Raw genomic sequence first — 20,552 nt, 5'->3', positions numbered from 1 at the left:
GCCGGGTCGCGCCAGTCGGTTCCCCGATCATGAGCCGTACGTCTCAGTGGTCGCGCCTTGCTTCAGGCTGCCGCCTCGGCGGGCTGCGGCGCCGCGGGGCGGGTACCGACAGGTGCGGACGCGTCGGCGGCGTGACGCAGCGCGACGGCCCGCCGCTCCCGCGCGGGACCGGACGCCAGGTGGGCCACGGCTGTCAGTACGCCGATCACGGCGCAGCCGAACCACAGCGCGGCGTTGCCGACGTGCTCCCGTACCAGGCCGCCGAGAATCGGGGCGCTCGCCCCGGCGATCTGCCAGGAGAGCCCGAACACGCCCTGGTAGCGACCGCGCAGCTCGGCGGGGGACAGCTCGGCGATCAGCGTGGAGTTGGACGGCGAGTTCAGCATCTCGCCGAGCGTCCAGATCAGCACCGTCAGCCCGTAGAACCAGGCGCTGCCGGCGAACGCGGTCATCCCGAACCCGACACCCATCACCACTGCGGCGAGCGCGAGCACGTACGAGCGGTTCCGGCCCCGGATCAGCCGGGGCACGAAGAGTTGGCCGACGACGATGAGGAGGCCGTTGAGCGCGATCACCGAGCCGTAGGTGGCCGGGCTGAGGCCGGAGTCACCCATCGCGATCGGCAGCATCGAGATGTGCTGGAGGAAGACCATCGCGGCGAGCAGGTTCAGCGCCACGAAGCCGAGGTAGACCCGGTCGGTGAGGATCGTGCGCAGGGCGCCGCGCGGGGCCGTGGTCGCCGCGACCGTGTAGCCGCCGTGGCGGGTCTCCGGCACCCGGGCGAAGATGATCAGGGCGGTGATCAGCATCGTGCCCGCGTCGACGACGAACAGCAGCAGGTAGTCGGCCTGCGCGGCGAGACCGGCGAGGACGGCGGCGCAGGCGAAGCCCAGGTTGATCGCCCAGTAGTTGAGCGAGAAGGCGCGCAGCCGGTCCTTGGCCGGCACCACGTCGATCATCATGGCGCCGAACGCCGGACGGGCCGCCTCGGCGAACATGCCGAGCAGCAGCGCGCCAAGCGCCACCGCCCAGAGGTCACGGGCCAGCCCGAGGGCGAGCATCATGGCCGCCGCGCCGACATGCGCGGTGAGCAGCGTCGGCCGCCGCCCCCACCTGTCGGCCAGGGTGCCGCCGGCAGTGGTGCCGAACGCCCCGCCGACGCCCCAGAGGCCGATCACCAGACCGGCCTGCGAGGCGGAGAAGCCCCGTTCCTGGGTCAGGTAGATGGCGAGGAAGACGAGGACGAACGAGCCGAGCCGGTTGATCAGGGTGCCCGACCACAGGTACCAGAAGGTGGCCGGCAGTCCGCCTGTGGTGTCCCGAAACCAGCTCCGCATCGTCCGCACGTGGTGCCCCCGCTTGCAAGTAATGACCGATGTGACTACAGCGCCTTACAACCCTAGTGGCGGCCGGATTCGCAGGTCACTCGCTTTTTCACGTGGTGGTCGTCACGACGGGTGCCCGCGTGTCCGGTACGGGGTTGAGGCAGGATGATCCGCATGACTGCGAGCGAGGGGCCCACCGTCGGGACGCTGGTCCTGCTGCGGCACGGCGAGAGTGACTGGAACGCCAAGAATCTCTTCACCGGCTGGGTGGACGTCGACCTGACCGAGAAGGGCGAGGGCGAGGCACGGCGCGGCGGGGAGCTGCTGCGCGAGCACAGCCTGCTGCCGGACGTCGTCCACACCAGCGTGATGCGCCGGGCGATCCGCACCGCCGAGTTGGCGCTGAACGCCGCCGACCGGCACTGGATCGCGGTGCGTCGGTCGTGGCGGCTCAACGAGCGGCACTACGGCGCCCTACAGGGCAAGAACAAGAAGCAGACCCTCGACGAGTACGGCGAGGAGCAGTTCATGCTCTGGCGCCGGTCGTACGACACCCCGCCGCCGCCGATCGCTGACGACGACGAGTGGTCGCAGGTGGGCGACCCGCGCTACGCGCTGCTGCCGACCGAGCTGATGCCGCGTACCGAGTGCCTCAAGGACGTCGTCGAGCGGATGCTGCCCTACTGGTACGACTCGATCGTGCCGGACATCCTGGCCGGCCGGACGGTACTGGTGGCCGCGCACGGCAACTCGCTGCGCGCCCTCGTGAAGCACCTCGACCAGATCTCCGACGAGGCGATCGCCAAGCTCAACATCCCGACTGGCATCCCGCTGCGCTACGACCTCGACCCGCAGCTGCGCCCCCTCACCCTGGGCGGCACCTACCTCGACCCGACGGCAGCGAAGGAAGCCGCCGCCGCGGTCGCCAACCAGGGCCGCTGAGAGAGCAGAGAAAGGGGGCCCCTGCGACGCAGGGGCCCCCTTTCTGACGTCTGTCAGTTGCCGGTGGGCGTACTCTCCCCGGTGATCAGGTAGATCACGTGCTCGCCGGCGTTTACCGCGTGGTCGGCGAAGCGTTCGTAGAAGCGGCCCAGCAGGGTGGCGTCGATTGCGGTCTCCACCCCGTACGGCCAGTCGTCGCCGAGCAGCACCGCGAACAGGCTCTTGTGTAGCTCGTCCATGGCGTCGTCGTCCCGGTCCAGCTCGCCGGCCAGGTCGACGTCGGGCTTGGCCAGCACCGAACCGATCTTCACCGCCATCCGGTCGGCGATGTCGGCCATCTCGGTGAAGATCGTCCGCAGCTCGGCAGGTACGGCGGGCGAGGGGTGGCGGCGCAGCGCCGTCTTCGCCACGTGGTCGGCCAGGTCGCCCATCCGCTCCAGGTCGGCCGCCACGTGCAGCGCGGTGATCATGGCACGCAGGTCGGAGGCGACCGGCGCCTGCCGGGCGAGCAGGTCACACACCCGCTCCTCGACGTGCCGGTAGAGGTCGTCGATCTCGGCGTCCCGCTCGATGACCGTCTCGGCGGCCTGCCGGTCGGCGGTGAGCAGGGCCCGGGTGGCCTGGCGCATGGCAGCGCGGACGCCCTCCGCCATGTCCACCAGCAGTTGGCTGACGATCTGGAGGTCGGCCCGGAACTCGTCGCGCATCATCACGTCCTGTGGTCGGTCGCCGCCGACGGGTGTCGGCGCAGGGGTTGAGCAGGTGCGACGCCAACGGTAGGGCGCGCGAACGGATCCCGGATGAACCACGGTGAACGACTCCAGACGTGGGGGTGAACACTTCCGAAAGTGCGGGTGGTTCGTCCCGTTCTGTGTGGTAGCCAGGTTAACAATGACCCTACGATCGCCGGGTGGAGTGGGCGGTGGCGGTCGTGGTGGCCGTGGCGTTGGCGACCGGACTGGTCGTCGGCCTCCTGCTGCCCCGGTTCCTGCCGGCGCGCGGCCGCTCCACGTCGACGGGCAGCGCGAGCTCCCGCTGGAGCAGGGGGAGGCCCGCGATAGCCGACGAGCAGCAGGCCGGGCTCGGCCGCCGGACGATCGATTCGCTCCGGGCCGGTGTCGTGGTACTGGACAACGACGACGTGCCCGTGCTGATCAACCCGGCCGCCCGCGCGATGGGTCTGCTGCGTACCGGCAGCACCCCGGGCTCGATCGCCGCGCACCCGTTGATCCGTACCCTCGCGGGCCAGGTGCGGCGCACCGGCGTGCGGCGCGAGATCGAGCTGGACCTGCCGCGGGGTCGCGACAGCGCGGGGGAGAACCCGCTGGGCGTGCACCTGCGGGCCATGAGTATCGGGAACGGGTTCATCGCCGTGGAGGCGGTCGACGTGACCGAGTCGCACCGGTTGACCCGGGTCCGACGTGACTTCGTGGCGAACGTGAGCCACGAGCTCAAGACACCGATCGGCGCGCTCCAACTGCTCGCCGAGGCGCTGCTGGACGCCACCGAGCCGGCCGACGCGGCGGTACCCGACCTCTCCGAGGACCTGGTCGCCGCCCGCCGGTTCGCCGAACGGATCCAGCACGAGTCGACCCGGTTGGGCCGGCTGGTGCAGGAGTTGCTTGAGCTGACCCGGCTCCAGGGCGCCGAGCCGCAGCCGCCACCGGAGCCCGTCGCGCTCGACTGGGTGATCGCCGAGGTGGTCGACCGCACCCGCACCACGGCCGCCGCCAGGGGGGTCGAGGTGACGGTCGACGGCCAGCGCGGTCTCACCGCGTACGGCAGTGACAGTCAGCTCGCCACGGCCGTGGCGAACCTGGTGGAGAACGCCATCAACTACTCGGGCGAGGACACCACCGTGCGGGTCACCCTCCGCGGGGACGACGAACATGTCGAGGTCGCGGTCGCCGACCAGGGCATCGGCATCGCCCCGACGGACGTGGACCGGATCTTCGAACGGTTCTACCGGGCCGACCAGGCTCGCTCGCGCGCCACCGGTGGCACCGGGCTCGGCCTGGCCATCGTGAAACACATCGCGAGCAACCATGGCGGTCGGGTGGAGGTGTCGAGCACTCTTGGGGGTGGATCGACGTTCACCCTACGGTTGCCCGCCAGCCCACCTGACGACCTGCTGGCGACACTGCCGCCGGTTGGGATCGAGGCCGGTCCGGCCGAGCTTCGGCAGGTCTGACAGCAATGGAAAGGAAATCCCCGTTGAGCCGCGTTCTGGTGGTCGAGGACGAGGAGTCGTTCTCCGACGCCCTGTCGTACATGCTCCGTAAGGAGGGCTTCGAGGTCTCGGTCGCCGCGACCGGCACCGATGCCCTCACCGAGTTCGACCGAACCGGCGCCGACATCGTGCTGCTCGACCTGATGTTGCCCGAGATGTCGGGGACCGAGGTGTGCCGGCAGCTCCGGCAGCGCTCGGCCGTACCGATCATCATGGTCACCGCGCGGGACAGCGAGATCGACAAGGTGGTCGGCCTGGAGATCGGCGCCGACGACTACGTCACCAAGCCGTACTCTCCCCGGGAGCTGGTCGCGCGGATCCGCGCGGTGCTGCGCCGGCAGAGCCCGGAGGTGGCCGAGGCGGGCGCCCCGACGCTGGCCGCGGGCCCGGTCCGGATGGACATCGAGCGGCACGTGGTGACCGTCGAGGGTGGGGCCGTGCAGCTGCCGCTCAAGGAGTTCGAGCTGCTGGAGCTGCTGCTGCGCAACGCGGGCCGGGTGCTGACCCGTGGCCAGCTCATCGACCGGGTCTGGGGCGCCGACTACGTAGGCGACACCAAGACGCTTGATGTGCACGTCAAGCGGCTGCGCTCCAAGATCGAGCCGGAGCCGTCGGCGCCGCGTTTCATCGTCACGGTGCGGGGCCTGGGGTACAAGTTCGAGCCGTGATCGGCCGATCCGAAGGGGGCCCACGCTCGGCGTGGGCCCCCTTCGGGCTGTCGGGGTCCGCTCAGCGGACGACCTTGAAATTGAAGTCGGCGGTGCCGAGCCTGCCGTAGAGCCGCAACCAGAGCGGCATCAGCATCTCGGTGCCGCGAGCGGTGGAGAGGTCACCGAGGTCGATCACATCGGTGTGGCCGAAGCTGACGAGCAGCCCGGTGACGATCCGCTTGGCCTCCGCGTCGTCGCCGGAGACGAACACGCTGTGCGCGCCGTCGGCGAGCCGGCGCGGGCGCACCATCAGCTCGGCGGTCAGCGTGTTGAGTGACTTGACCACCCTGGCCTGCGGAAACTCCCGCTGGATCTGCTCGGCGAGGGAGTCGGTGTCCGGCACGGTCAGGGTGGGCGGGAAGCCTGCGCTGAAGTCGAGCGGGTTGGCGATGTCGAGCAGAACCTTGCCGGCCAGGTTCGCCGCGCCGGCCGCGGTGAGCGCCGGCAGGGAGCCGCTGCCACTGGTGGCGTTGACCACCAGCTCGGCGCCTGCGGCGGCGTCTGCCTGGGTTGCCAGGCCCACTTCGGGGTGCTCCGCGGTCCAGGCGGCGTAGTCGCCGGCCAGGGTGGTCGCGACGTCCCGGGTGCCGATGGTGACCTGGTGGCCCAGCTCCGCCGCGCGGGCGCTGATGGTCCTGCCGACCGAGCCGGTGCCGAGAACTGCGATGCGCATGTCGATCGATCCTCCACTCGGGCGCGGAGTGGCGTCGCGCCGGTTGCGAGCAGGCTAACAGACAGGTCTGTCTGCCCGCTGCCCCTGGCGTCTCCGGAGGTGGCCTGCGACCCGGCCCGGCCCGGCCCGGCCCGGCCCGGCCCGGCCCGGCCCGGCCCGGCCCGGCCCGGCCCGGCCCGGCCCGGCCCGGCCCGGCTCGGCTTGGCCCGGCTCGGCCCGGCCCGGCTCGGCTTGGCTCGGCTTGGCCCGGCTCGGCTCGGCTTGGCTCGGCTCGGCTTGGCTCGGCTTGGCTCGGCTCGGCTCGGCCCGGCCCGGCTCGGCCCGGCCCGGCTCGGCTCGGCCCGGCTCGGCTCGGCCCGGCTCGGCTCGGCTCGGCATGGCTCGGCTCGGCTCGGCTCGGCTCGGCTCGGCTCGGCTCGGCCCGGCTCGGCCCGGCTCGGCCGGCTTGGCTTGGCCCGGCCCGGCCCGGCCGGCTTGGCCCGGCCCGGCCGATTCCCGGCCGATTCCGGGCCGCTGTCGGCCGGGCATGCTGCTGTGCCTTTGGAGCTGATGCCGCAAACGAATCAGTCGCTGATCCCAATCAAGCCGTCGGCCGTTGATGGTGGACCGGTCCTCCGGCGTTGATGGTGGACCGGTCCTCGGGCGTTGATCGTGGACCGGTCGTCCGCCGTTGATCGTGGACCGGTCGTCCGCCGTTGATCGTGGACCGGTCGTCCGGCGTTGATCGCGGACCCAGCATTTGTCGTTGATCGTGGACAGGTCATTCGGCCTGGATCTCGGATGTGTGATCCACCGGATGTCCGGACGAATGATCTGCCGATGACGTCGGAGCTCTCAGCTCCAAAGGCATTGCGACCCATGCCGGCGGCTGCTGGCGACGGGGTGTTGCGGCGCTTGCAGGCAGCACGCAGGCAGCATGGAGGCAGCATGGAGGCAGTGGGAGTTGCCCCTGGGGACGTCGGCCGGGGTGCCGGCATCGCCATGTCGCGGACGCAGGTACTCGTCGAGGCCGGGCGGCCCCGCCGCGGGGGCAGGGGGCTCGGGCGGCGGCAGTAGACGGAGCTGTCTGTAGAATCGGCCCGCCACCAGCACCACGAGGGAGTGCCGATGCCTGCCCAGCGCACACCGGCCGGCTCGGCCCGGGACCGGATCCTGGAGACCGCGTTCCGGCTCTTCTACGCCCACGGGCCCCGGGGCGTCGGGGTGGACACGGTCATCGCCGAGTCGGGCGTGGCCAAGGCGACGCTCTACAAGCACTTCCCGCGCAAGGACGACCTGGTGCTGGCGTACCTCGACCGGGTCGACCAGGCGTGGTTCGGCGCGCTGCGCGCCGCGGCCCGGGATGCCGGCGACGAGCCGCGCGACCAGTTGGTCGGGATGTTCGACGCGTTGGCGGGCGCCTGTCGGCGGGACGGCTACCACGGTTGCGCGTTCATCAACACGGCCGCCGAGTCACCGGCCGGCGGGGCGGTGCACGCTCGCACGGTCGAGCACAAGACCGTGGTCCGGGCCTGGGTGACGGAGCTGGCCCGGCAGGCCGGTGCGCCCGACCCGGAGTTGCTCGCCCGGCAGCTCACCCTGCTGCTCGACGGCGGGCTCGCCGGCGGTGTGCTGGACGGCGACCCGGTGACCGCCGACGCGGCCCGGCGCAGCGCCCGCACGCTCGTCGACGCGGCGTTGCGCTGAGAGCTACAGATTGTCGGCGGGGTGGGGGGCGACCATGCCCTGCTTCACCCGGGCCGCGCACAGCTCGGCCAGCCGTTCGTACGCGGCGGTGCCGATGAGCGCGGTCAGCTCCGGCCCGTAGGACAGGTACATCGGCTCGGTGCCCACGTGGGCGTCCGTCGAGGAGGTGCACCACCAGTCCAGATCGTGGCCGCCTGCGCCCCAGCCCCGCCTGTCGAACTCGGACAGCGTGGAGACCAGCACCTTGGAGTTGTCGGGGCGCTTGACCCAGTCCTGGTCCCGCCGGATCGGCAGTTGCCAGCAGACGTCCGGCTTGTATTCCAGCGGGTGCACCCCGTCGCGCAGCGCCTGGGCGTGCAGCGCGCAGCCTCCGCCGCCGGCGAAGTCGGCGTCGTTGAGGAAGACGCACGGCCCGTCGGCGCCCTGGGTGGCGGTGCGGCGTGCCGGATTCTTGCCGTCGATCGTGTCCTCGTCGGTCCAGTTCTTGAAACCGCGGCGGAAGTGCTGCCAGGTCGACGGGGTGAGCCGCTTGACGGCGTTGCGGACACGTTTCTCGTCGTCCGAGTCGGTGAAGAACGCCCCGTGCGAGCAGCAGCCGTCGGCGGACCGGCCGGCGATGATGCCGTGACAGCCCTGACCGAAGATGCAGGTCCAGCGGGACAGCAGCCAGGTCAGGTCGGCCCGGATCAGGTGGGTCTCGTCCGCCGGGTCGGCGAACTCGATCCACTCCCGGGGAAAGTCCAGCGGCACCTCGCGGCTGCGCGGGTCGCCCGGATCGTCCACCAGCACGCGAAGCTCCATCGTCACCCGGACCAGCGTACGCGCGGTGACGTCGGCAGGCCGGCGAGCCGCACGAACGTGTTGCACCTAGGGTCTTCACCATGCGACTGGGTGTCCTCGACGTCGGATCCAACACGGTGCACCTCCTGGTGGTCGACGCGCACCACGGCGCGCACCCCTGGCCGGCGCACTCGGAGAAGGTCGTCCTGCGTCTCGCCGAGCAGATCGGCCCGGACGGCGCGTTGACCGAGGCCGGTTCGGACGGCCTGGTCAAGGCTGTCGGCATGGCCAAGGCGGCGGCCACGGGGCTGGAGGCCGACGACCTGATCGCGTTCGCCACGTCGGCGGTGCGTGACGCGACAAACGCGGCCGACGTGCTCGCCCGGGTCCGCGACGAGACCGGCGTACGCCTGGAGGTGCTCTCCGGCGCGGACGAGGCGCGGATGACCTTCCTGGCGGTGCGGCGTTGGTTCGGCTGGTCTGCGGGGCGCCTGCTGGTGCTCGACATCGGTGGCGGCTCCCTGGAGATCGCCGCCGGGATCGACGAGGACCCGGACGCGGCGATCTCGCTGCCGCTCGGCGCCGGCCGCCTGACCCGGGAGCGGCTGCGGGTCGACCCGGACAGCGCGACGCCGCCGTCCGCCGAGGCCGTCGACAAGCTGCGGGAGTACGTGGACGGCCGGCTGGACAAGGTGGTCGACCAGATGACCGAGGTGGGCTGGGGTCGGGCGGTGGCCACCTCGAAGACGTTCCGCACCCTGGCGCGACTGGCCGGCGCGGCGCCGTCCGGGGCCGGGCTCTGGGTGCGGCGGAGCCTGACCCGTGCCGGTCTGCGGCAGGTCATCGGCTTCATCCGGCACATTCCGCCGACCCAGTTGATGGAGTTGGAGGGGGTCAGCGCGGGCCGGGCCCACCAGTTGCTGGCGGGCGCGGTGGTCGCCGAGGCGGTGATGCGCAGGCTCGACCTGGACTCGCTGGACATCTGCCCGTGGGCACTGCGGGAGGGGGTCATCCTCCGCCGACTCGATCAACTGGAACCGATCTGACCGGGCTGCCGGGTTGCGTGTGGTTTGCCGGCGCTCGTCCTGATGGCCCAATGACAGCCGGGCTACGCTGGCTGATGTGACTTCCCGCGTTCCGGTGCTCCTGTCCAGCTCGTCGGTCTTCCCCGAGCCGACGGCGGCGGCGTTCCAACTGGCCGCGGCGCTCGGCTACGACGGCGTCGAGGTGATGGTCTGGACCGACGTCGTCAGCCAGGACGCGGGTGCGCTGCGCGGCCTGTCGGCGCACTACGACGTGCCGGTGCTCTCGGTGCACGCGCCCTGCCTGCTGGTCACCCAGCGGGTGTGGAGCCCGGACCCGTGGCAGCGGCTGCGCAGGGCCGCCGAGCTGGCCGAGACGCTGGGAGCGCCGACGGTCGTGGTGCACCCGCCGTTCTCCTGGCAGCGTGACTACGCGCGTAACTTCGCCGAGGGGCTGGCCACTGTCGCGGACCGTTTCAACGGCCTGCGCTTCGCTGTGGAGAACATGTACCCGGTGCGGATGGCGGGCCGGCAGTTCGTCCCGTACGTCCCCGGGTGGGATCCCACCGACGCCGGCTACCCGTCGTACACCCTGGATTTGTCGCACTGCGCGGCCTCGCACAGCGACCCGCTCGCGATGGCCGACCGGATGGGCGCGGGCCTGGCCCACGTGCACCTCGGCGACGGCACCGGCGAGGGCCGCGACGAGCATCTGGTGCCCGGGCGCGGCACCCAGCCCTGCGGGGAGCTGCTCTCGTCGCTTGCGGCGCGTGGCTTCACGGGCGCGGTGGCGGTCGAGGTGGCGACCCGGGGCGCGAAGAGCCGCGCGGTGCGCGAGGCGGACCTGCGCGCCGCGCTGGAGTTCGCCCGGCAGCACCTGACCGCGCAGTCACCTGTCGACGTCTGACCCACCCCGCGGGCGGGGACGCGTCGGGCGGTCAGCTCACCGGGGTGAGTGACTCGGTGGTCGCGGTCGGCTGCGGGGCTACCGGCGGCTGCTCCCCGGTGGCGGCCCGCTTGCGAGCCCGGTGCGCCGCCACGTGCGAGCGGGTGGCGCAGCGCTCGGAGCAGAACCGCCGGCAGCAGTTGGACGACGTGTCCAGGTAGACGTTGCCGCACCGCTCGTCGGCGCACACCCCGAAACGTGCGCTGCCGTACTCGCAGAGCCAGACCGACAGCCCCCAGACCGCGCCGGCCAGGTATTCGGCGCTTACCGACGCGCCCCGGCTTGTCACGTGCATGTGCCAGTCGCTGGAGTCGTGCCCGGAGATGCGCGGCTGAACCGGGAACGCCTCGAGCAGCGCGTTCAGCTCGGTCACCGCCTGGGCGTCGCGCCCCGAGGTGCCGTACTCGAAGACGTCGCGGAGCCGCTTCTGCGCCCGCCGGAAGATCGCGACGTCGCGATCGGCGACCTCGTCGCGCATCCAGGCGTTGTCGTCGGGGAAGAGGGCCCGCAGGTCGTCGAGGTCGTCCAGGCGGGCGTTGACCAGGTCAACACCGGTCCGGGCGTACGCGTCGAAGTTCACGCCCCCAACGGTAGACGACTCACGGTGTACGCGCCGCGTCGATGTAGTGCGGCAGGAACCGCGCGTAGCCGTCGGTGATCAGACTCGCGCTCTCCCGCACGCCCACCCCGGCCGACTCGCCGTCGACGATCCAGCTGCCCAGCACCGTCCGATTGCCGGCGAACTGCGGCAGCGCCCGGAACTCCTGGTAGCACCAGCCCTCGTCGCCGTAGATCCCCGGGTTGGTGATCTCCTGCTCGGCGGTCACGATGCGTACCGAGCCGCCCTCCCGGCCGAGCAGCGGCTTGGCCACGTACTCGGGCATGCCGCGCGGCGAGTCGAGGTACGCGGGGAGCAGGTACTCGTGGTCGGGGTACAGCTCCCAGAGGATCGCGAGCAGCGCCTTGTTGGACAGCAGGAGCTTCCACGCCGGCTCGATCCAGGTGGTCGGGGTGCCCGGGGCCAGCGCGGGCGGCCCGTACGGTTCGGCCAGCATCCACTCCCACGGATAGAGCTTGAAGCAGGTGGTCACCGGTCGGTCGTCGGCGTCGACGAAGCGCCGGCCGTCCCAGCCGATCTCCTGGATGGGTTGCAGCTCGACGCTCAGGCCGGCCTGCCGGGCGGTCTCGGCGAGGTAGCCGGCCGTCATGTGGTCCTCGCCCGACTCCTCCTCGTTCGACCACAGCACGTGCACCTGGGGGTCGTGCAGTCCGGCGCCGATCTTGGCCCAGGCGCCGACGAGCCGCTCGTGCAGGCTGTTCCACTGGTCCAGCTCGGGGCGGGTCTGCTCCAGCCAGTACCACTGGATGATGCTCGCCTCGACAAGCGCCGTGGGCGTGTCCGCGTTGTACTCAAGCATCTTCGGCGGCCAGGTGCCGTCGTACGCCAGGTCGAAGCGCCCGTAGAGGGTGGGTGGGGCCTCCCGCAGCGACCGGGCGACCGCCTCGGCCGCCCAGGCGGGGATGCCGAACTCGGCGTACCGGCCGTGGGTCACCACGTGCTCGGCGGCGGCCACGGACATCCGGTGCAGCTCCTCGGTGGCCTCCTCCAGCCGTAGCACCTCGTCGAGGTCGAAGGCGTACGCGGCGGTCTCGTCCCAGTACGACATGATCTCGCCGTCGGGCAGCTCGGTGTCGACGTACACCAGCCCCTGCGCGCGGATGGTGGCGTCCCAGTCGGGGCGGGGCGGCACGGACTCGCGGCGCATCTCAGCCGCCGCAGGAGGCGAGGTGGGTGCCGAACCCGCCGCGCTCGGGCAGGGCGGCGGTCGTCGGCTCGCCCGCGGTGCGCGCCGCGACGGGGGCGGACACCCGCATCGCCAGCGCGACCGTGTCGCCGCCACCGACGGGCCCGAGGGCGCAGTCGTCATCGTCGTCGTCCGAGGTCATGTTGCAGCCGGAGAGGGCGAGCGCGAGAGCGGTGAGCGCGCCGAGCTGCACGGAGGCCGACCGGAGGCGGCGGCGGGGGCGTTGGTCCACGGGATCGTTGTAGCCGATCGACGCCAGCACCGCAGCCCCGGCCGCCCCTCGGCGGGGGTCCTGGCAGGGGCGATACGCTCGGCTCATGCTCCGTTCCGTCATCCTCGCCGCCTCCCGGTCATCCCAGGTCGAGCGGCTCGTCGCGACCGCCCCGTACACCCGGGACGTCGTTCGCCGGTTCGTCGCCGGCGCCGCCACCGACGACGCGTTGCGCGCGACCCGCGGGCTCGTCGACGACGGTCTGGCCGTCACCCTCGACCATCTGGGCGAGGACACCGTCCGGCCCGAGCAGGCCACGGCCACCCGGGACGAATACCTGAAGCTGCTGAAGATGCTCTCCGGCGCGGGGCTCACCCCGGCCGCCGAGGTGAGCGTGAAGCTCTCCGCGCTCGGCCAGATGTTCGACGAGCAGTTGGCGTACGACAACGTGCGGGCGATCTGCGCGGCAGCCGACGCGGCGGGCACCACAGTCACCCTGGACATGGAGGACCACACCACCACCGACTCGACGCTTGAGGTGTTGGCCAAGCTGCGCAAGGACTTCCCGTCGACGGGCGCGGTGCTCCAGGCGTACCTGCGGCGGACCGAGTCGGACTGCCGGGAGTTGTCCTCCGCCGGTTCGCGGGTGCGGCTGTGCAAGGGCGCGTACCGGGAGCCGGAGTCGGTGGCGTACCAGTCGGCCCGCGAGGTGGACAAGTCCTACGTCCGCTGCCTGAACATCCTGATGTCCGGCGACGGGTACCCGATGCTGGCGACCCACGATCCGCGGATGATCGCGATCGGCGAGGACCGGGCCCGCTGGTTCGACCGAGGGCCGGAGCGCTTCGAGTTCCAGATGCTCTACGGCATCCGTCCCGAGGAGCAGGCCCGGCTGGCCGGCGAGGGCTACACGGTGCGCACCTACGTCCCGTACGGCGACGAGTGGTACGGCTACCTGATGCGTCGGCTCGCCGAGCGCCCGGCGAACCTGGTCTTCTTCGGGCGGGCGCTGGTCTCCAAGAAGTAGCAGGGCTTGACGCGGCTGGCTAGTGCGCTTAGCTTTATGGCTATGACAGCTAGCCAGGTGCGGCGGGACGGCGGACACATCGCGTACGAGGTGCACGGCGAGGGCCCACCCGTCGTCCTCGCGCACGGCATGGGCGAGAACAGGGCGAGCTTCCGACACCTGGTGCCGCTGCTGGTGGCCGCCGGTCACCGGGTCGCCTCGGTCGACGTACGCGGGCACGGGGAGTCGAGCGTCGGTTGGCCCTCGTACGCCCCGGCGGAGGTCGGCGCCGACCTGCTGGCCGTCGTCCGCGACCTCGACGCCGGGCCGGCCGTGCTGGTCGGCAGCTCGTCCGCCGCCGCGGCTGTGGTCTTCGCCGCGATCGACACGCCCGAGCTGGTCTCCGGCATCGTGCAGATCGGCGCCTTCGTCGGCCAGCCGAAACTCAACCCGCTGCTGCGGGTGGCGATGGGAGCCGTGCTGCGCAGTCCACGACTGTTCGGGATGTTCCACAACACGCTCTTCCCGGTGCACCGGCCGGCCGACGACGCGGCGTACCGCCTGTCGATGGTGGCCAACCTGCGCGAGCCCGGCCGGATGGCCGCGACCCGCGGTGTGATCGCGCCGGCCGAGCCGCACTGGACCACCCGCGCGCCGCAGGTAGGCCAACCGGTGCTGGTGCTGATGGGCACCCGGGACCCGGACTTCCCCGACCCGGGCGCCGAGGCGCGGGCGGCCCGCCGGCTCTTCCGCGTGGCCGAGGCCCGGATGATCGAGGAGGCCGGGCACTACCCGCACGCCGACCGGCCACGGGCCACCGCCGACGAGCTGGTGGGTTTCCTGGCGGTGTGTGCGGGTGCCTAGGGCCGGGCTCAACCAGCAGACAGTGGTGCGGGAGGCCGCCCGGCTGGCCGACGAGGTCGGCTACCAGCAGCTCACCCTCGCCGCCCTCGCCAGCCGGCTCGGTGTCGCGCTGCCCAGCCTCTACAAGCACATCCGTGGGGCGGACGCGCTGAGCCAGAAGCTCGCCGCCCTGGCCAGCGCCGAGCTGGCCACCGAGCTGACCACGGCCTCCGCCGGCCGCGCCGGTGGGGACGCGCTGCGGGCGATGGCGGACGCCTACCGCGCCTACGCCCACCGGCACCCCGGGCGCTACCCCGCCACCCAGCGGGTGCCCGACCCGTCGGACCCGGAACACGTCGAGGCGGGCGAACGCGCGGTCGGCGCGATCTTCGCGGTGCTGCGCGGCTACGGACTCACCGGCGACGACGCGGTGGACGCGACACGGGCGCTGCGCAGCGCCCTGCACGGTTTCGTCGCCCTGGAGGCCGCCGGTGGCTTCGGTCTGCCCCGCGAGGTCGACCGCTCGTACCACCAGTTGGTCGCCGGCCTGGACGTGGCACTCCGCTCCTGGCCGGCTCGCGAAGCCTGAGGCGGTCCGATCGGCCCGGGTCGGCCTCGCCCGATCCGGCATTTGGTCGTACCCTTCGGCGGGTGACTGACGGGGTGCAGCAGCCGGCACCACGGCGGCTCTGGCTGTTGTGGACCGTGCTCGTCGTGGTGGTCCTGCTGCTCGGCTGTGGCCTTCCGGCGGCGTTGGTCGTCGGCGCGGTCCGCGAGGCCGGCGGCCGGGCCACGCTCAGCCGGGCCGGGGCACACGCCTCCGACGACCCGGCCACGGCAGTCGCCCGCGGGCTGTCCGACCGGATGACCGCGCAGCTCCAGCGGCAGTCCACGGCGCTGCTCGGCGGCGACCGGGCCGCCTTCCTCGCCGTCGCCGACCCCGCTGCGCAGCCCGACCTGCGCCGACGCTTCGCCGCGCTGCGAGCCCTGCGGGTGACGGTGTGGCGGGCCGAGCCGAGCGGCCTGCCCGTGCCGGTCGTCGGTAGGCCGGGCGAGTGGCGGCTGCTGGTGCGCTTCCAGTACTGCTTCGTGGCGCCCGGCTGCCGACCGAGCCCGGTGCTGATCGGCACCCGTTGGCGGGAGAACGGCGACCAGCCCCGACTGGTAGCCCTGGAGGAGTCCAAGTCCGCCGAGACCGGCACCCGACCGTGGGAGATCAGCGAGCTGGCCGTGGCGGTCGGCACGCGGACCATCGTCGCCACCACACCGGCGCTGCGCGGCAAGCTGCCCGGCCTGCTGGCCCAGGCGGAGGCCGCCGCCACCGTCGCCGACACCTACGCCGTGACCGGCACGGCACCGGACCGCTACCGGATCTTCTACGCCGGGCGGACGGAGTGGCAGCGCTGGTACGGCGGCGGACGCCCGCAGTGGACCGGCGGCTACGCGGTGACCGTTGGCGGTGGCCACCACGAGGTGGTGCTCAACGCCGACGGGCTGTCCAGCAGCGGCGCCGACGACCTGCTCCGGCACGAGCTGACCCACGCCGCCTCGCTGCCGGATCGCGGTTACCCGGGCAAGACGACCTGGTGGCTGGTCGAGGGACTGGCCGAGTTCGCCGGCTCGGGCGGTCAGCCGGTCGACAGGTACGAGGGGCTCGCGGAGGTGCGCAAGCTGGTCCGGGGTGGTTGGGACGGTCGGCTGGAGGGCGTCACACCCGCCGACGACGCTCCCGCCGAGCGGGTCGGTGGCAGCTACGGCGTCGGCTACCTCGCCGTCCGACACCTCGTCGACCGGTTCGGGCCGGAGCGGCTGCTGACCTTCTTCAAGGCCGTGGTGCACGAGCGCAAGACGCCCGACGCCGCCGCCGAGCAGGCGTTCGGGGAGCAGTGGTCGATGTTGCACGACGAGTGCGTGGCGTACGTCCGCGCCACCGCCGCCTGACCGTCGGGACGGGACGCGCGACGGTGCGCCGTACGATCGATGGGTGCGCCGCCCTGACCTGCCGCGGCCCGTGAGCGCCACGCGGCCCCGCCTGCTCATCGCCCTGACCGCCGTCGCCGTCCTCACCGTCACCACCGCCGCCTCGTGCGGCGACGACCAGCCGCCGGTTGCGCTCGCCTCGGCGGCCCGCAACCAGGTGAGCGAGGTGATCGACGCTCCGGCGACGGTGACCGCGCGGGCCGCCGCCACCCTTACCGCACCCACCGACGGCACCCTGGCGAGCCTGCGCGTCCAGCCTGGACAGCGGGTGAAGCGAGGCCAGGTGTTGGCGGTTGTCGCGTCCCCGTCGGCCCAGGCCCGGCTGCGCCAGGCGAAGGAGGCGCTGGACGCCGCCAAGCGCGCCGGTCGGGGTGTCTCCACAGGCAACCTGAGCAGCAGCCGGCGCAGCACCGACAAGGCCGCCGACGAGGCGTTCGACGCTGCCCGCGAGGCCGCCGAGAAGATCGCCGACCCGCAGTTGCGCGATGCGCTGCTGACCCAGGTGACGTCCGCGCAGCGGCAGTACGCCGCCGCCGCGCGCAGCGCCGATGCGGCCGTCCGCTCGGTGCAGCGGGGGATCAACGGGCTGAACTCCGCGGTCGGCTCGCTCTCCGCGGCGCAACGGCTCCAGGCCCAGCAGGCGTACGACCTGGCGAAGGCGACTGTCGACGCGCTGACCCTGCGCGCCCCGGTCGCCGGGGTGGTGCAGCCGGGCGGCACCCGGGCCGGCGGCGGTTCGAGCGGCGGCCTGGCCGGGCTGTTGGAGCAGGCCGGTGGGGCCGGCCTCGACCCGTCCGCGCTGGCCCCGGCCCAGACCGGACCGCCCGCCGGGGTCGACGACGCCGTCGCGGTAGGCGGTCTGGTCACCGCCGGCACGCCGGTGCTGACAGTTGTGGACACCGGGCAGTTGGGGCTGCTCGCCGACGTGGACGAGACCGACGTGCTGCTGGTCAAGGCAGGCGTGACAGCCACTGTCGAGTTGGACGCCGTCGCCGGCGCCAGCTACGACGCGACGGTCCGCTCGGTCGACGTGCTCCCCACCAGCTCCGCGCAGGGCGGCGTCACCTATCGGGTACGCCTCACGCTGGGCGCCGGGAAGCTGGCCGAGGACGCGCCGGCCCCGACGCCCCGCCCCGGCATGAACGCGATAGTGCACCTGCGCGTACGCGAGGCCGCCGACGCGGTGACGGTCCCCGCCTCGGCGGTGTTCTCCGCCGACGGCCGGGACGCGGTGTGGGTGGTCCGCGACGGCAGGGCCGACCGGGCGCCGGTGACTGTGGGCGTCCAGGGGTCCGACCTGGTGCAGATCCTCAACGGGGTCCAGGCCGGTGACCGGATCGTCGTGCGCGGCACCGACCAGGTGCGCGACGGCCAGGAGGTCCGGTGACCGGACCTGCCGGCGACCGGTCGGAAGCCGGGTCGGCGGAGGAGCGTGTGCCCGCGATCGAGGCGGTCGACGTGTCCCGCACCTACCACCTCGACGGGGTGTCGGTGGAGGCGCTGCGCGGGGTGTCGCTGGTCGTGCAGCCCGGTGACTACGTGGCGTTGGTGGGGCCGTCCGGCTCGGGCAAGTCCACGCTCATGCACCTGCTGGGCGGGCTCGACCGACCGACAGGTGGCCGGTTGGTGATCGGCGGGCGGGACGTCAACACCCTCTCCCCGCCGGAGATGGCCGCCCTGCGCAACGAGACGATCGGGTTCGTCTTCCAGGCGTTCCACCTGCTGCCGCGTACCTCGGCGGTGGAGAACGTGGCGCTGCCCCTGGTCTACCGGGGCGTGTCGGCCCGGCAGCGCCGGGAGCGGGCGGCGGCGATGCTGGGTCGGGTCGGTCTCGGGCACCGGCTGGACCACCGGCCCAACCAGATGTCCGGTGGCGAGCAGCAGCGTGTCGCCATCGCCCGGGCCCTGGTCACCGAGCCGACGGTGCTGCTTGCCGACGAGCCGACAGGCAACCTGGACAGTGTGACAGGCGCGGCGGTCCTTGAGCTGCTGGAGCGGCTGAACGCGGAGTCCGGGGTGGCGTTGGTGATGGTCACCCACGACCAGGAGGTGGCGGCTCGGGCCGCCCGCCGGATCACCATGCGCGACGGTGTGGTGGTGGCGGACAGCGCCACCGACGTTCATGATCGACCGCTGTCCGTCGACCACGGTCGACCTGAGACACTGGTCCCCGCTCCCAGCGCGGAGCCCCGGTCCGTTTCCGGAAGCGGCCCGGGGCACCCGTCCGGTGGCTCCGGTGGCGCCGCCGGGGCCACCGGGCGCCTTCCGCAGCCGCCGACCGGCGACGGCACCACCGATCAGGCCGTCAGCGCCGGCGCGACGCACGAGCCGACAAGTGCCGAGGCCGTGGAACCGTCGGCCGCCGACAGCCGGAGCGGGTCGTGAGGGTCGCCGAGGCGTGGCGGGTCGCGCTTGACGCGTTGCGGGCCAACCGGCTGCGCAGCTCGCTCACCATGCTCGGCGTGATCATCGGGGTGGCCTCGGTGGTGCTGCTGGTCGCCATCGGCACCGGCACCAAGCAGCAGGTCGAGCAGCAGGTCGAGGGGCTCGGCTCCAACCTCCTGCTGGTCGTTCCCGGCAAGATCGAGGTGGGCACCGCGCCTGTCGTCTCGCCGTTGACGCTCAAGGACGTGGACGCGGTCTCCCGGGTCGTCGGCGATCCCCAGCGGGTAGCGGTCACCGTCGCCTCCGGGGCGACCGCACGGGCCGGCGCCCGCTCCGACTTCACCACGGTGCAGGGCGTGCTGGAGACCACCCCGACGGTGTTCACCCGGTCGCTGGCCCGGGGCCGCTACCTCACCGGCACGGACGTGGACACCAGCCGACGGGTCGCGGTCCTCGGTGACTCGGTGGCCCGCGCGCTGTTTCCCGACCGCGATCCGCTGGGTCAGCAGGTGACCCTGGCCGGGGTGCGGTTCCGGGTCATCGGCGTCTTCGCGCCCCTCGGGCAGAGCCTCGGCGTCGACCGGGACGACGAGGTGCACGTGCCGGTGACCGCCGCGCAGCGGCTGTGGGGCACCCAGCGGGTGGACGGCATCGCGGTGAAGGCGCCGGACCGGGAGCGGATCGACGAGTTGGGCGAACGCATCGTCGCCGAGCTGAACCGCCGCCACCCGGACACCGAGTTCAGCGCTGTCACGCAGCAGCAGATCCTCGGTGTGCTCGGCGACATCCTCGGCGTCCTCACCGGCGTGCTCGCCGCCATCGCCGGCATCTCGCTGCTCGTCGGCGGCGTCGGCGTCTCCAACATCATGCTGGTGAGCGTCCGGGAGCGGACCCGGGAGATCGGGCTGCGCAAGGCGGTCGGCGCCCGGCCCCGCGACATCGGCGTGCAGTTCCTGCTGGAGGCGGTGCTGCTCACCACGATCGGCGGGTTGACCGGGATGGCGCTGGGCGTGGGGACGGCCCTGTTGGTGGACGCGTTGTCACCGATCCCGGCGGCGATCACCTGGTGGTCGTTGGCGCTGGCCTTCGGTGTGTCGGCGGCGGTGGGGATCGTCTTCGGGGTGGTTCCCGCGCAGCGCGCCGGCCGGCTCGACCCGGTGGTGGCGCTCCGCGCCGAGTGAGACCCGGCCGGGCCAACCGGACGACCGACGCGGGCGGGGGGATAGCGGATGCATGGATCGGGTGAACCGACGATCCGGGCATGATCAGTTGTACGAAGGGATCGCGCCGGTCACAGCCGCCCCGCTACCGTACTGGTAACACGCGCGTCGCCGCCCGACCCGGAGCATCCGTCGGGTTGGCACGCGCCGGGCATGGGATGGGTTGGTGAGCCATGGCCGGGTCGCAGTCCGATGGACGGCTGTCGGAGGTCAAGTTCCTGACCGTCGCGGAGGTGGCGACGGTCATGCGTGTGTCGAAGATGACCGTCTATCGCCTCGTGCACAGCGGTGAGCTGACCGCCGTCCGGGTGGGGCGGTCGTTCCGGGTGCCCGAGCACGCGGTGCACGAATACCTGCGGGGCGCGTTTCAGGAGACCGCCTGAGCCACCGGTCCGCCGATCGAGTGCCACGTAGGCGGCATGGACGGGGGCGCGTTGGTCCTGCTGACGCTCTCCGGCTACCCTGGAGCCCGACCGAGACCCCACCGGTGCGCCCCGCCGCCCAGACTGGTCCGGTCCGTTGTCCGCATGCGGTCGCCGTCGCCACCTGCGTGGTGTCATCCGGTCCGCCCCGCACGTTGTATCGAAAGGCTGTCGTATGGGCTCGGTGGTCAAGAAGCGCCGTAAGCGCATGGCTAAGAAGAAGCACCGCAAGCTGCTGCGCAAGACCCGCGTCCAGCGTCGCCGTCTCGGCAAGTGACCCGCGCCGGGCGCATGCCCGGCATTCGGCGTCACTTGCCAAACTGTCGACCTCCGGAGGCTCAGGTGATCAGGCCGTGGTCGTCCCGG

General features: G+C 72.4%; 21 protein-coding genes and 1 pseudogene. 15 read left to right on the top strand and 7 right to left on the bottom strand.

The features are described from left to right. Positions 1-62: 62 nt before the first annotated feature. Positions 63-1,346 carry an MDR family MFS transporter gene (locus tag OOJ91_RS18550; RefSeq protein ID WP_266246583.1) on the bottom strand — a complete coding sequence of 428 codons (1,284 nt, stop codon included), beginning with the start codon at positions 1,344-1,346 and terminating at the stop codon, positions 63-65. A gap of 153 nt (positions 1,347-1,499) precedes the next feature. Here OOJ91_RS18550 and OOJ91_RS18545 point away from each other — a divergent pair, with 153 nt between their 5' ends. Then, positions 1,500-2,267 carry a phosphoglyceromutase gene (locus OOJ91_RS18545; RefSeq protein WP_007465667.1) on the top strand — a complete coding sequence of 256 codons (768 nt, stop codon included), beginning with the start codon at positions 1,500-1,502 and terminating at the stop codon, positions 2,265-2,267. A gap of 53 nt (positions 2,268-2,320) precedes the next feature. On the opposite strand, the gene phoU is transcribed toward OOJ91_RS18545, so the two are convergent. Next, on the bottom strand, positions 2,321-2,974 hold the full coding sequence (gene phoU, locus OOJ91_RS18540; protein ID WP_266246581.1) for a phosphate signaling complex protein PhoU: 654 nt from the start codon (positions 2,972-2,974) through the stop codon (positions 2,321-2,323). A 224-nt stretch (positions 2,975-3,198) separates the two neighbouring features. On the opposite strand from phoU, the gene OOJ91_RS18535 reads away from it, so the two are divergent. After that, positions 3,199-4,458, top strand: a complete 1,260-nt coding sequence (locus OOJ91_RS18535; protein ID WP_439117118.1) for a sensor histidine kinase — start codon at positions 3,199-3,201, stop codon at positions 4,456-4,458. Positions 4,459-4,481: 23 nt separating this feature from the next. Continuing rightward, a complete protein-coding gene (locus OOJ91_RS18530) occupies positions 4,482-5,165 on the top strand; it encodes a response regulator transcription factor (protein ID WP_039906992.1) in 684 nt (227 codons plus the stop codon). Positions 5,166-5,226: 61 nt separating this feature from the next. Here the strand turns inward: OOJ91_RS18530 and OOJ91_RS18525 are convergent, their stop codons facing one another. Further along, positions 5,227-5,880 carry an NADPH-dependent F420 reductase gene (locus OOJ91_RS18525; RefSeq protein ID WP_266246577.1) on the bottom strand — a complete coding sequence of 218 codons (654 nt, stop codon included), beginning with the start codon at positions 5,878-5,880 and terminating at the stop codon, positions 5,227-5,229. A 1,107-nt stretch (positions 5,881-6,987) separates the two neighbouring features. On the opposite strand from OOJ91_RS18525, the gene OOJ91_RS18520 reads away from it, so the two are divergent. Continuing rightward, positions 6,988-7,566 carry a TetR/AcrR family transcriptional regulator gene (locus OOJ91_RS18520; protein WP_266246575.1) on the top strand — a complete coding sequence of 193 codons (579 nt, stop codon included), beginning with the start codon at positions 6,988-6,990 and terminating at the stop codon, positions 7,564-7,566. Positions 7,567-7,569: 3 nt separating this feature from the next. Here the strand turns inward: OOJ91_RS18520 and OOJ91_RS18515 are convergent, their stop codons facing one another. Next, positions 7,570-8,367, bottom strand: a complete 798-nt coding sequence (locus tag OOJ91_RS18515) for a hypothetical protein (RefSeq protein WP_266249758.1) — start codon at positions 8,365-8,367, stop codon at positions 7,570-7,572. Between the two features lie 80 nt (positions 8,368-8,447). Here OOJ91_RS18515 and OOJ91_RS18510 point away from each other — a divergent pair, with 80 nt between their 5' ends. Both OOJ91_RS18510 and OOJ91_RS18505 read left to right on the top strand, forming a co-directional pair. Beyond that, positions 8,448-9,392, top strand: a complete 945-nt coding sequence (locus OOJ91_RS18510) for a Ppx/GppA phosphatase family protein (RefSeq protein ID WP_266246573.1) — start codon at positions 8,448-8,450, stop codon at positions 9,390-9,392. A gap of 76 nt (positions 9,393-9,468) precedes the next feature. Further along, the gene (locus OOJ91_RS18505) at positions 9,469-10,275 is read left to right on the top strand and encodes a sugar phosphate isomerase/epimerase family protein (protein WP_266246572.1); all 807 of its coding nucleotides are present in this window, start codon (positions 9,469-9,471) and stop codon (positions 10,273-10,275) included. A 31-nt stretch (positions 10,276-10,306) separates the two neighbouring features. Here the strand turns inward: OOJ91_RS18505 and OOJ91_RS18500 are convergent, their stop codons facing one another. From OOJ91_RS18500 to OOJ91_RS18490, 3 genes are read right to left on the bottom strand one after another with little or no spacing between them, the layout of a single operon-like run. Beyond that, entirely contained in the window at positions 10,307-10,894 is a 588-nt protein-coding gene (locus tag OOJ91_RS18500; RefSeq protein ID WP_266246571.1) for a CGNR zinc finger domain-containing protein, read from the bottom strand. A 19-nt stretch (positions 10,895-10,913) separates the two neighbouring features. Continuing rightward, complete coding sequence (locus OOJ91_RS18495; protein WP_266246570.1) at positions 10,914-12,080, bottom strand: glutathionylspermidine synthase family protein; 1,167 nt, start codon at positions 12,078-12,080, stop codon at positions 10,914-10,916. Between the two features lies 1 nt (position 12,081). Further along, entirely contained in the window at positions 12,082-12,438 is a 357-nt protein-coding gene (locus tag OOJ91_RS18490) for a hypothetical protein (RefSeq protein WP_266246568.1), read from the bottom strand. On the opposite strand from OOJ91_RS18490, the gene OOJ91_RS18485 reads away from it, so the two are divergent. From OOJ91_RS18485 to OOJ91_RS18445, 9 genes and pseudogenes are all read left to right on the top strand, one after another. Further along, positions 12,437-13,357 (top strand): proline dehydrogenase family protein, encoded by a 921-nt coding sequence (locus OOJ91_RS18485; protein WP_007465638.1) that lies wholly within the window; start codon positions 12,437-12,439, stop codon positions 13,355-13,357. The genes OOJ91_RS18490 and OOJ91_RS18485 overlap by 2 nt on opposite strands. 42 nt (positions 13,358-13,399) lie before the next feature. After that, positions 13,400-14,200, top strand: a complete 801-nt coding sequence (locus tag OOJ91_RS18480) for an alpha/beta fold hydrolase (RefSeq protein WP_266246567.1) — start codon at positions 13,400-13,402, stop codon at positions 14,198-14,200. Continuing rightward, entirely contained in the window at positions 14,193-14,768 is a 576-nt protein-coding gene (locus OOJ91_RS18475; RefSeq protein WP_266246566.1) for a TetR/AcrR family transcriptional regulator, read from the top strand. The genes OOJ91_RS18480 and OOJ91_RS18475 overlap by 8 nt, the downstream gene beginning before the upstream one ends. A gap of 62 nt (positions 14,769-14,830) precedes the next feature. Continuing rightward, entirely contained in the window at positions 14,831-16,120 is a 1,290-nt protein-coding gene (locus OOJ91_RS18470; RefSeq protein WP_266246564.1) for a hypothetical protein, read from the top strand. A gap of 43 nt (positions 16,121-16,163) precedes the next feature. Beyond that, entirely contained in the window at positions 16,164-17,546 is a 1,383-nt protein-coding gene (locus OOJ91_RS18465; RefSeq protein ID WP_266246563.1) for an efflux RND transporter periplasmic adaptor subunit, read from the top strand. Between the two features lie 47 nt (positions 17,547-17,593). Then, positions 17,594-18,421, top strand: a pseudogene (locus OOJ91_RS18460) (ABC transporter ATP-binding protein); the annotation flags it as partial. 119 nt (positions 18,422-18,540) lie between these two features. Continuing rightward, positions 18,541-19,725: an ABC transporter permease gene (locus OOJ91_RS18455; protein ID WP_266246561.1), complete on the top strand. Its 1,185-nt coding sequence runs from the start codon at positions 18,541-18,543 to the stop codon at positions 19,723-19,725. Positions 19,726-19,937: 212 nt separating this feature from the next. After that, complete coding sequence (locus OOJ91_RS18450; protein WP_007465625.1) at positions 19,938-20,147, top strand: helix-turn-helix domain-containing protein; 210 nt, start codon at positions 19,938-19,940, stop codon at positions 20,145-20,147. A 214-nt stretch (positions 20,148-20,361) separates the two neighbouring features. Beyond that, positions 20,362-20,463, top strand: a complete 102-nt coding sequence (locus OOJ91_RS18445; RefSeq protein WP_007465623.1) for a 30S ribosomal protein bS22 — start codon at positions 20,362-20,364, stop codon at positions 20,461-20,463. Positions 20,464-20,552 lie beyond the last annotated feature (89 nt).

The organism is Micromonospora lupini (assembly GCF_026342015.1).
GTDB lineage: Bacteria > Actinomycetota > Actinomycetes > Mycobacteriales > Micromonosporaceae > Micromonospora > Micromonospora lupini_B.
The sequence above is the reverse complement of the archived record's forward strand: the minus strand, read 5'-3'. Positions and strand labels throughout refer to the sequence as shown.

Excerpts from the sequence above, each read along its gene's own strand:
- OOJ91_RS18545 (WP_007465667.1), top strand. The coding sequence starts at position 1,500 with ATGACTGCGAGCGAGGGGCCCACCGTCGGGACGCTGGTCCTGCTGCGG.
- phoU (WP_266246581.1), bottom strand. The coding sequence starts at position 2,974 with ATGCGCGACGAGTTCCGGGCCGACCTCCAGATCGTCAGCCAACTGCTG.
- OOJ91_RS18525 (WP_266246577.1), bottom strand. The coding sequence starts at position 5,880 with ATGCGCATCGCAGTTCTCGGCACCGGCTCGGTCGGCAGGACCATCAGC.
- OOJ91_RS18520 (WP_266246575.1), top strand. The coding sequence starts at position 6,988 with ATGCCTGCCCAGCGCACACCGGCCGGCTCGGCCCGGGACCGGATCCTG.
- OOJ91_RS18515 (WP_266249758.1), bottom strand. The coding sequence starts at position 8,367 with ATGGAGCTTCGCGTGCTGGTGGACGATCCGGGCGACCCGCGCAGCCGC.
- OOJ91_RS18510 (WP_266246573.1), top strand. The coding sequence starts at position 8,448 with ATGCGACTGGGTGTCCTCGACGTCGGATCCAACACGGTGCACCTCCTG.
- OOJ91_RS18495 (WP_266246570.1), bottom strand. The coding sequence starts at position 12,080 with ATGCGCCGCGAGTCCGTGCCGCCCCGCCCCGACTGGGACGCCACCATC.
- OOJ91_RS18485 (WP_007465638.1), top strand. The coding sequence starts at position 12,437 with ATGCTCCGTTCCGTCATCCTCGCCGCCTCCCGGTCATCCCAGGTCGAG.
- OOJ91_RS18490 (WP_266246568.1), bottom strand. The coding sequence starts at position 12,438 with ATGAGCCGAGCGTATCGCCCCTGCCAGGACCCCCGCCGAGGGGCGGCC.
- OOJ91_RS18480 (WP_266246567.1), top strand. The coding sequence starts at position 13,400 with ATGACAGCTAGCCAGGTGCGGCGGGACGGCGGACACATCGCGTACGAG.
- OOJ91_RS18450 (WP_007465625.1), top strand. The coding sequence starts at position 19,938 with ATGGCCGGGTCGCAGTCCGATGGACGGCTGTCGGAGGTCAAGTTCCTG.
- OOJ91_RS18445 (WP_007465623.1), top strand. The coding sequence starts at position 20,362 with ATGGGCTCGGTGGTCAAGAAGCGCCGTAAGCGCATGGCTAAGAAGAAG.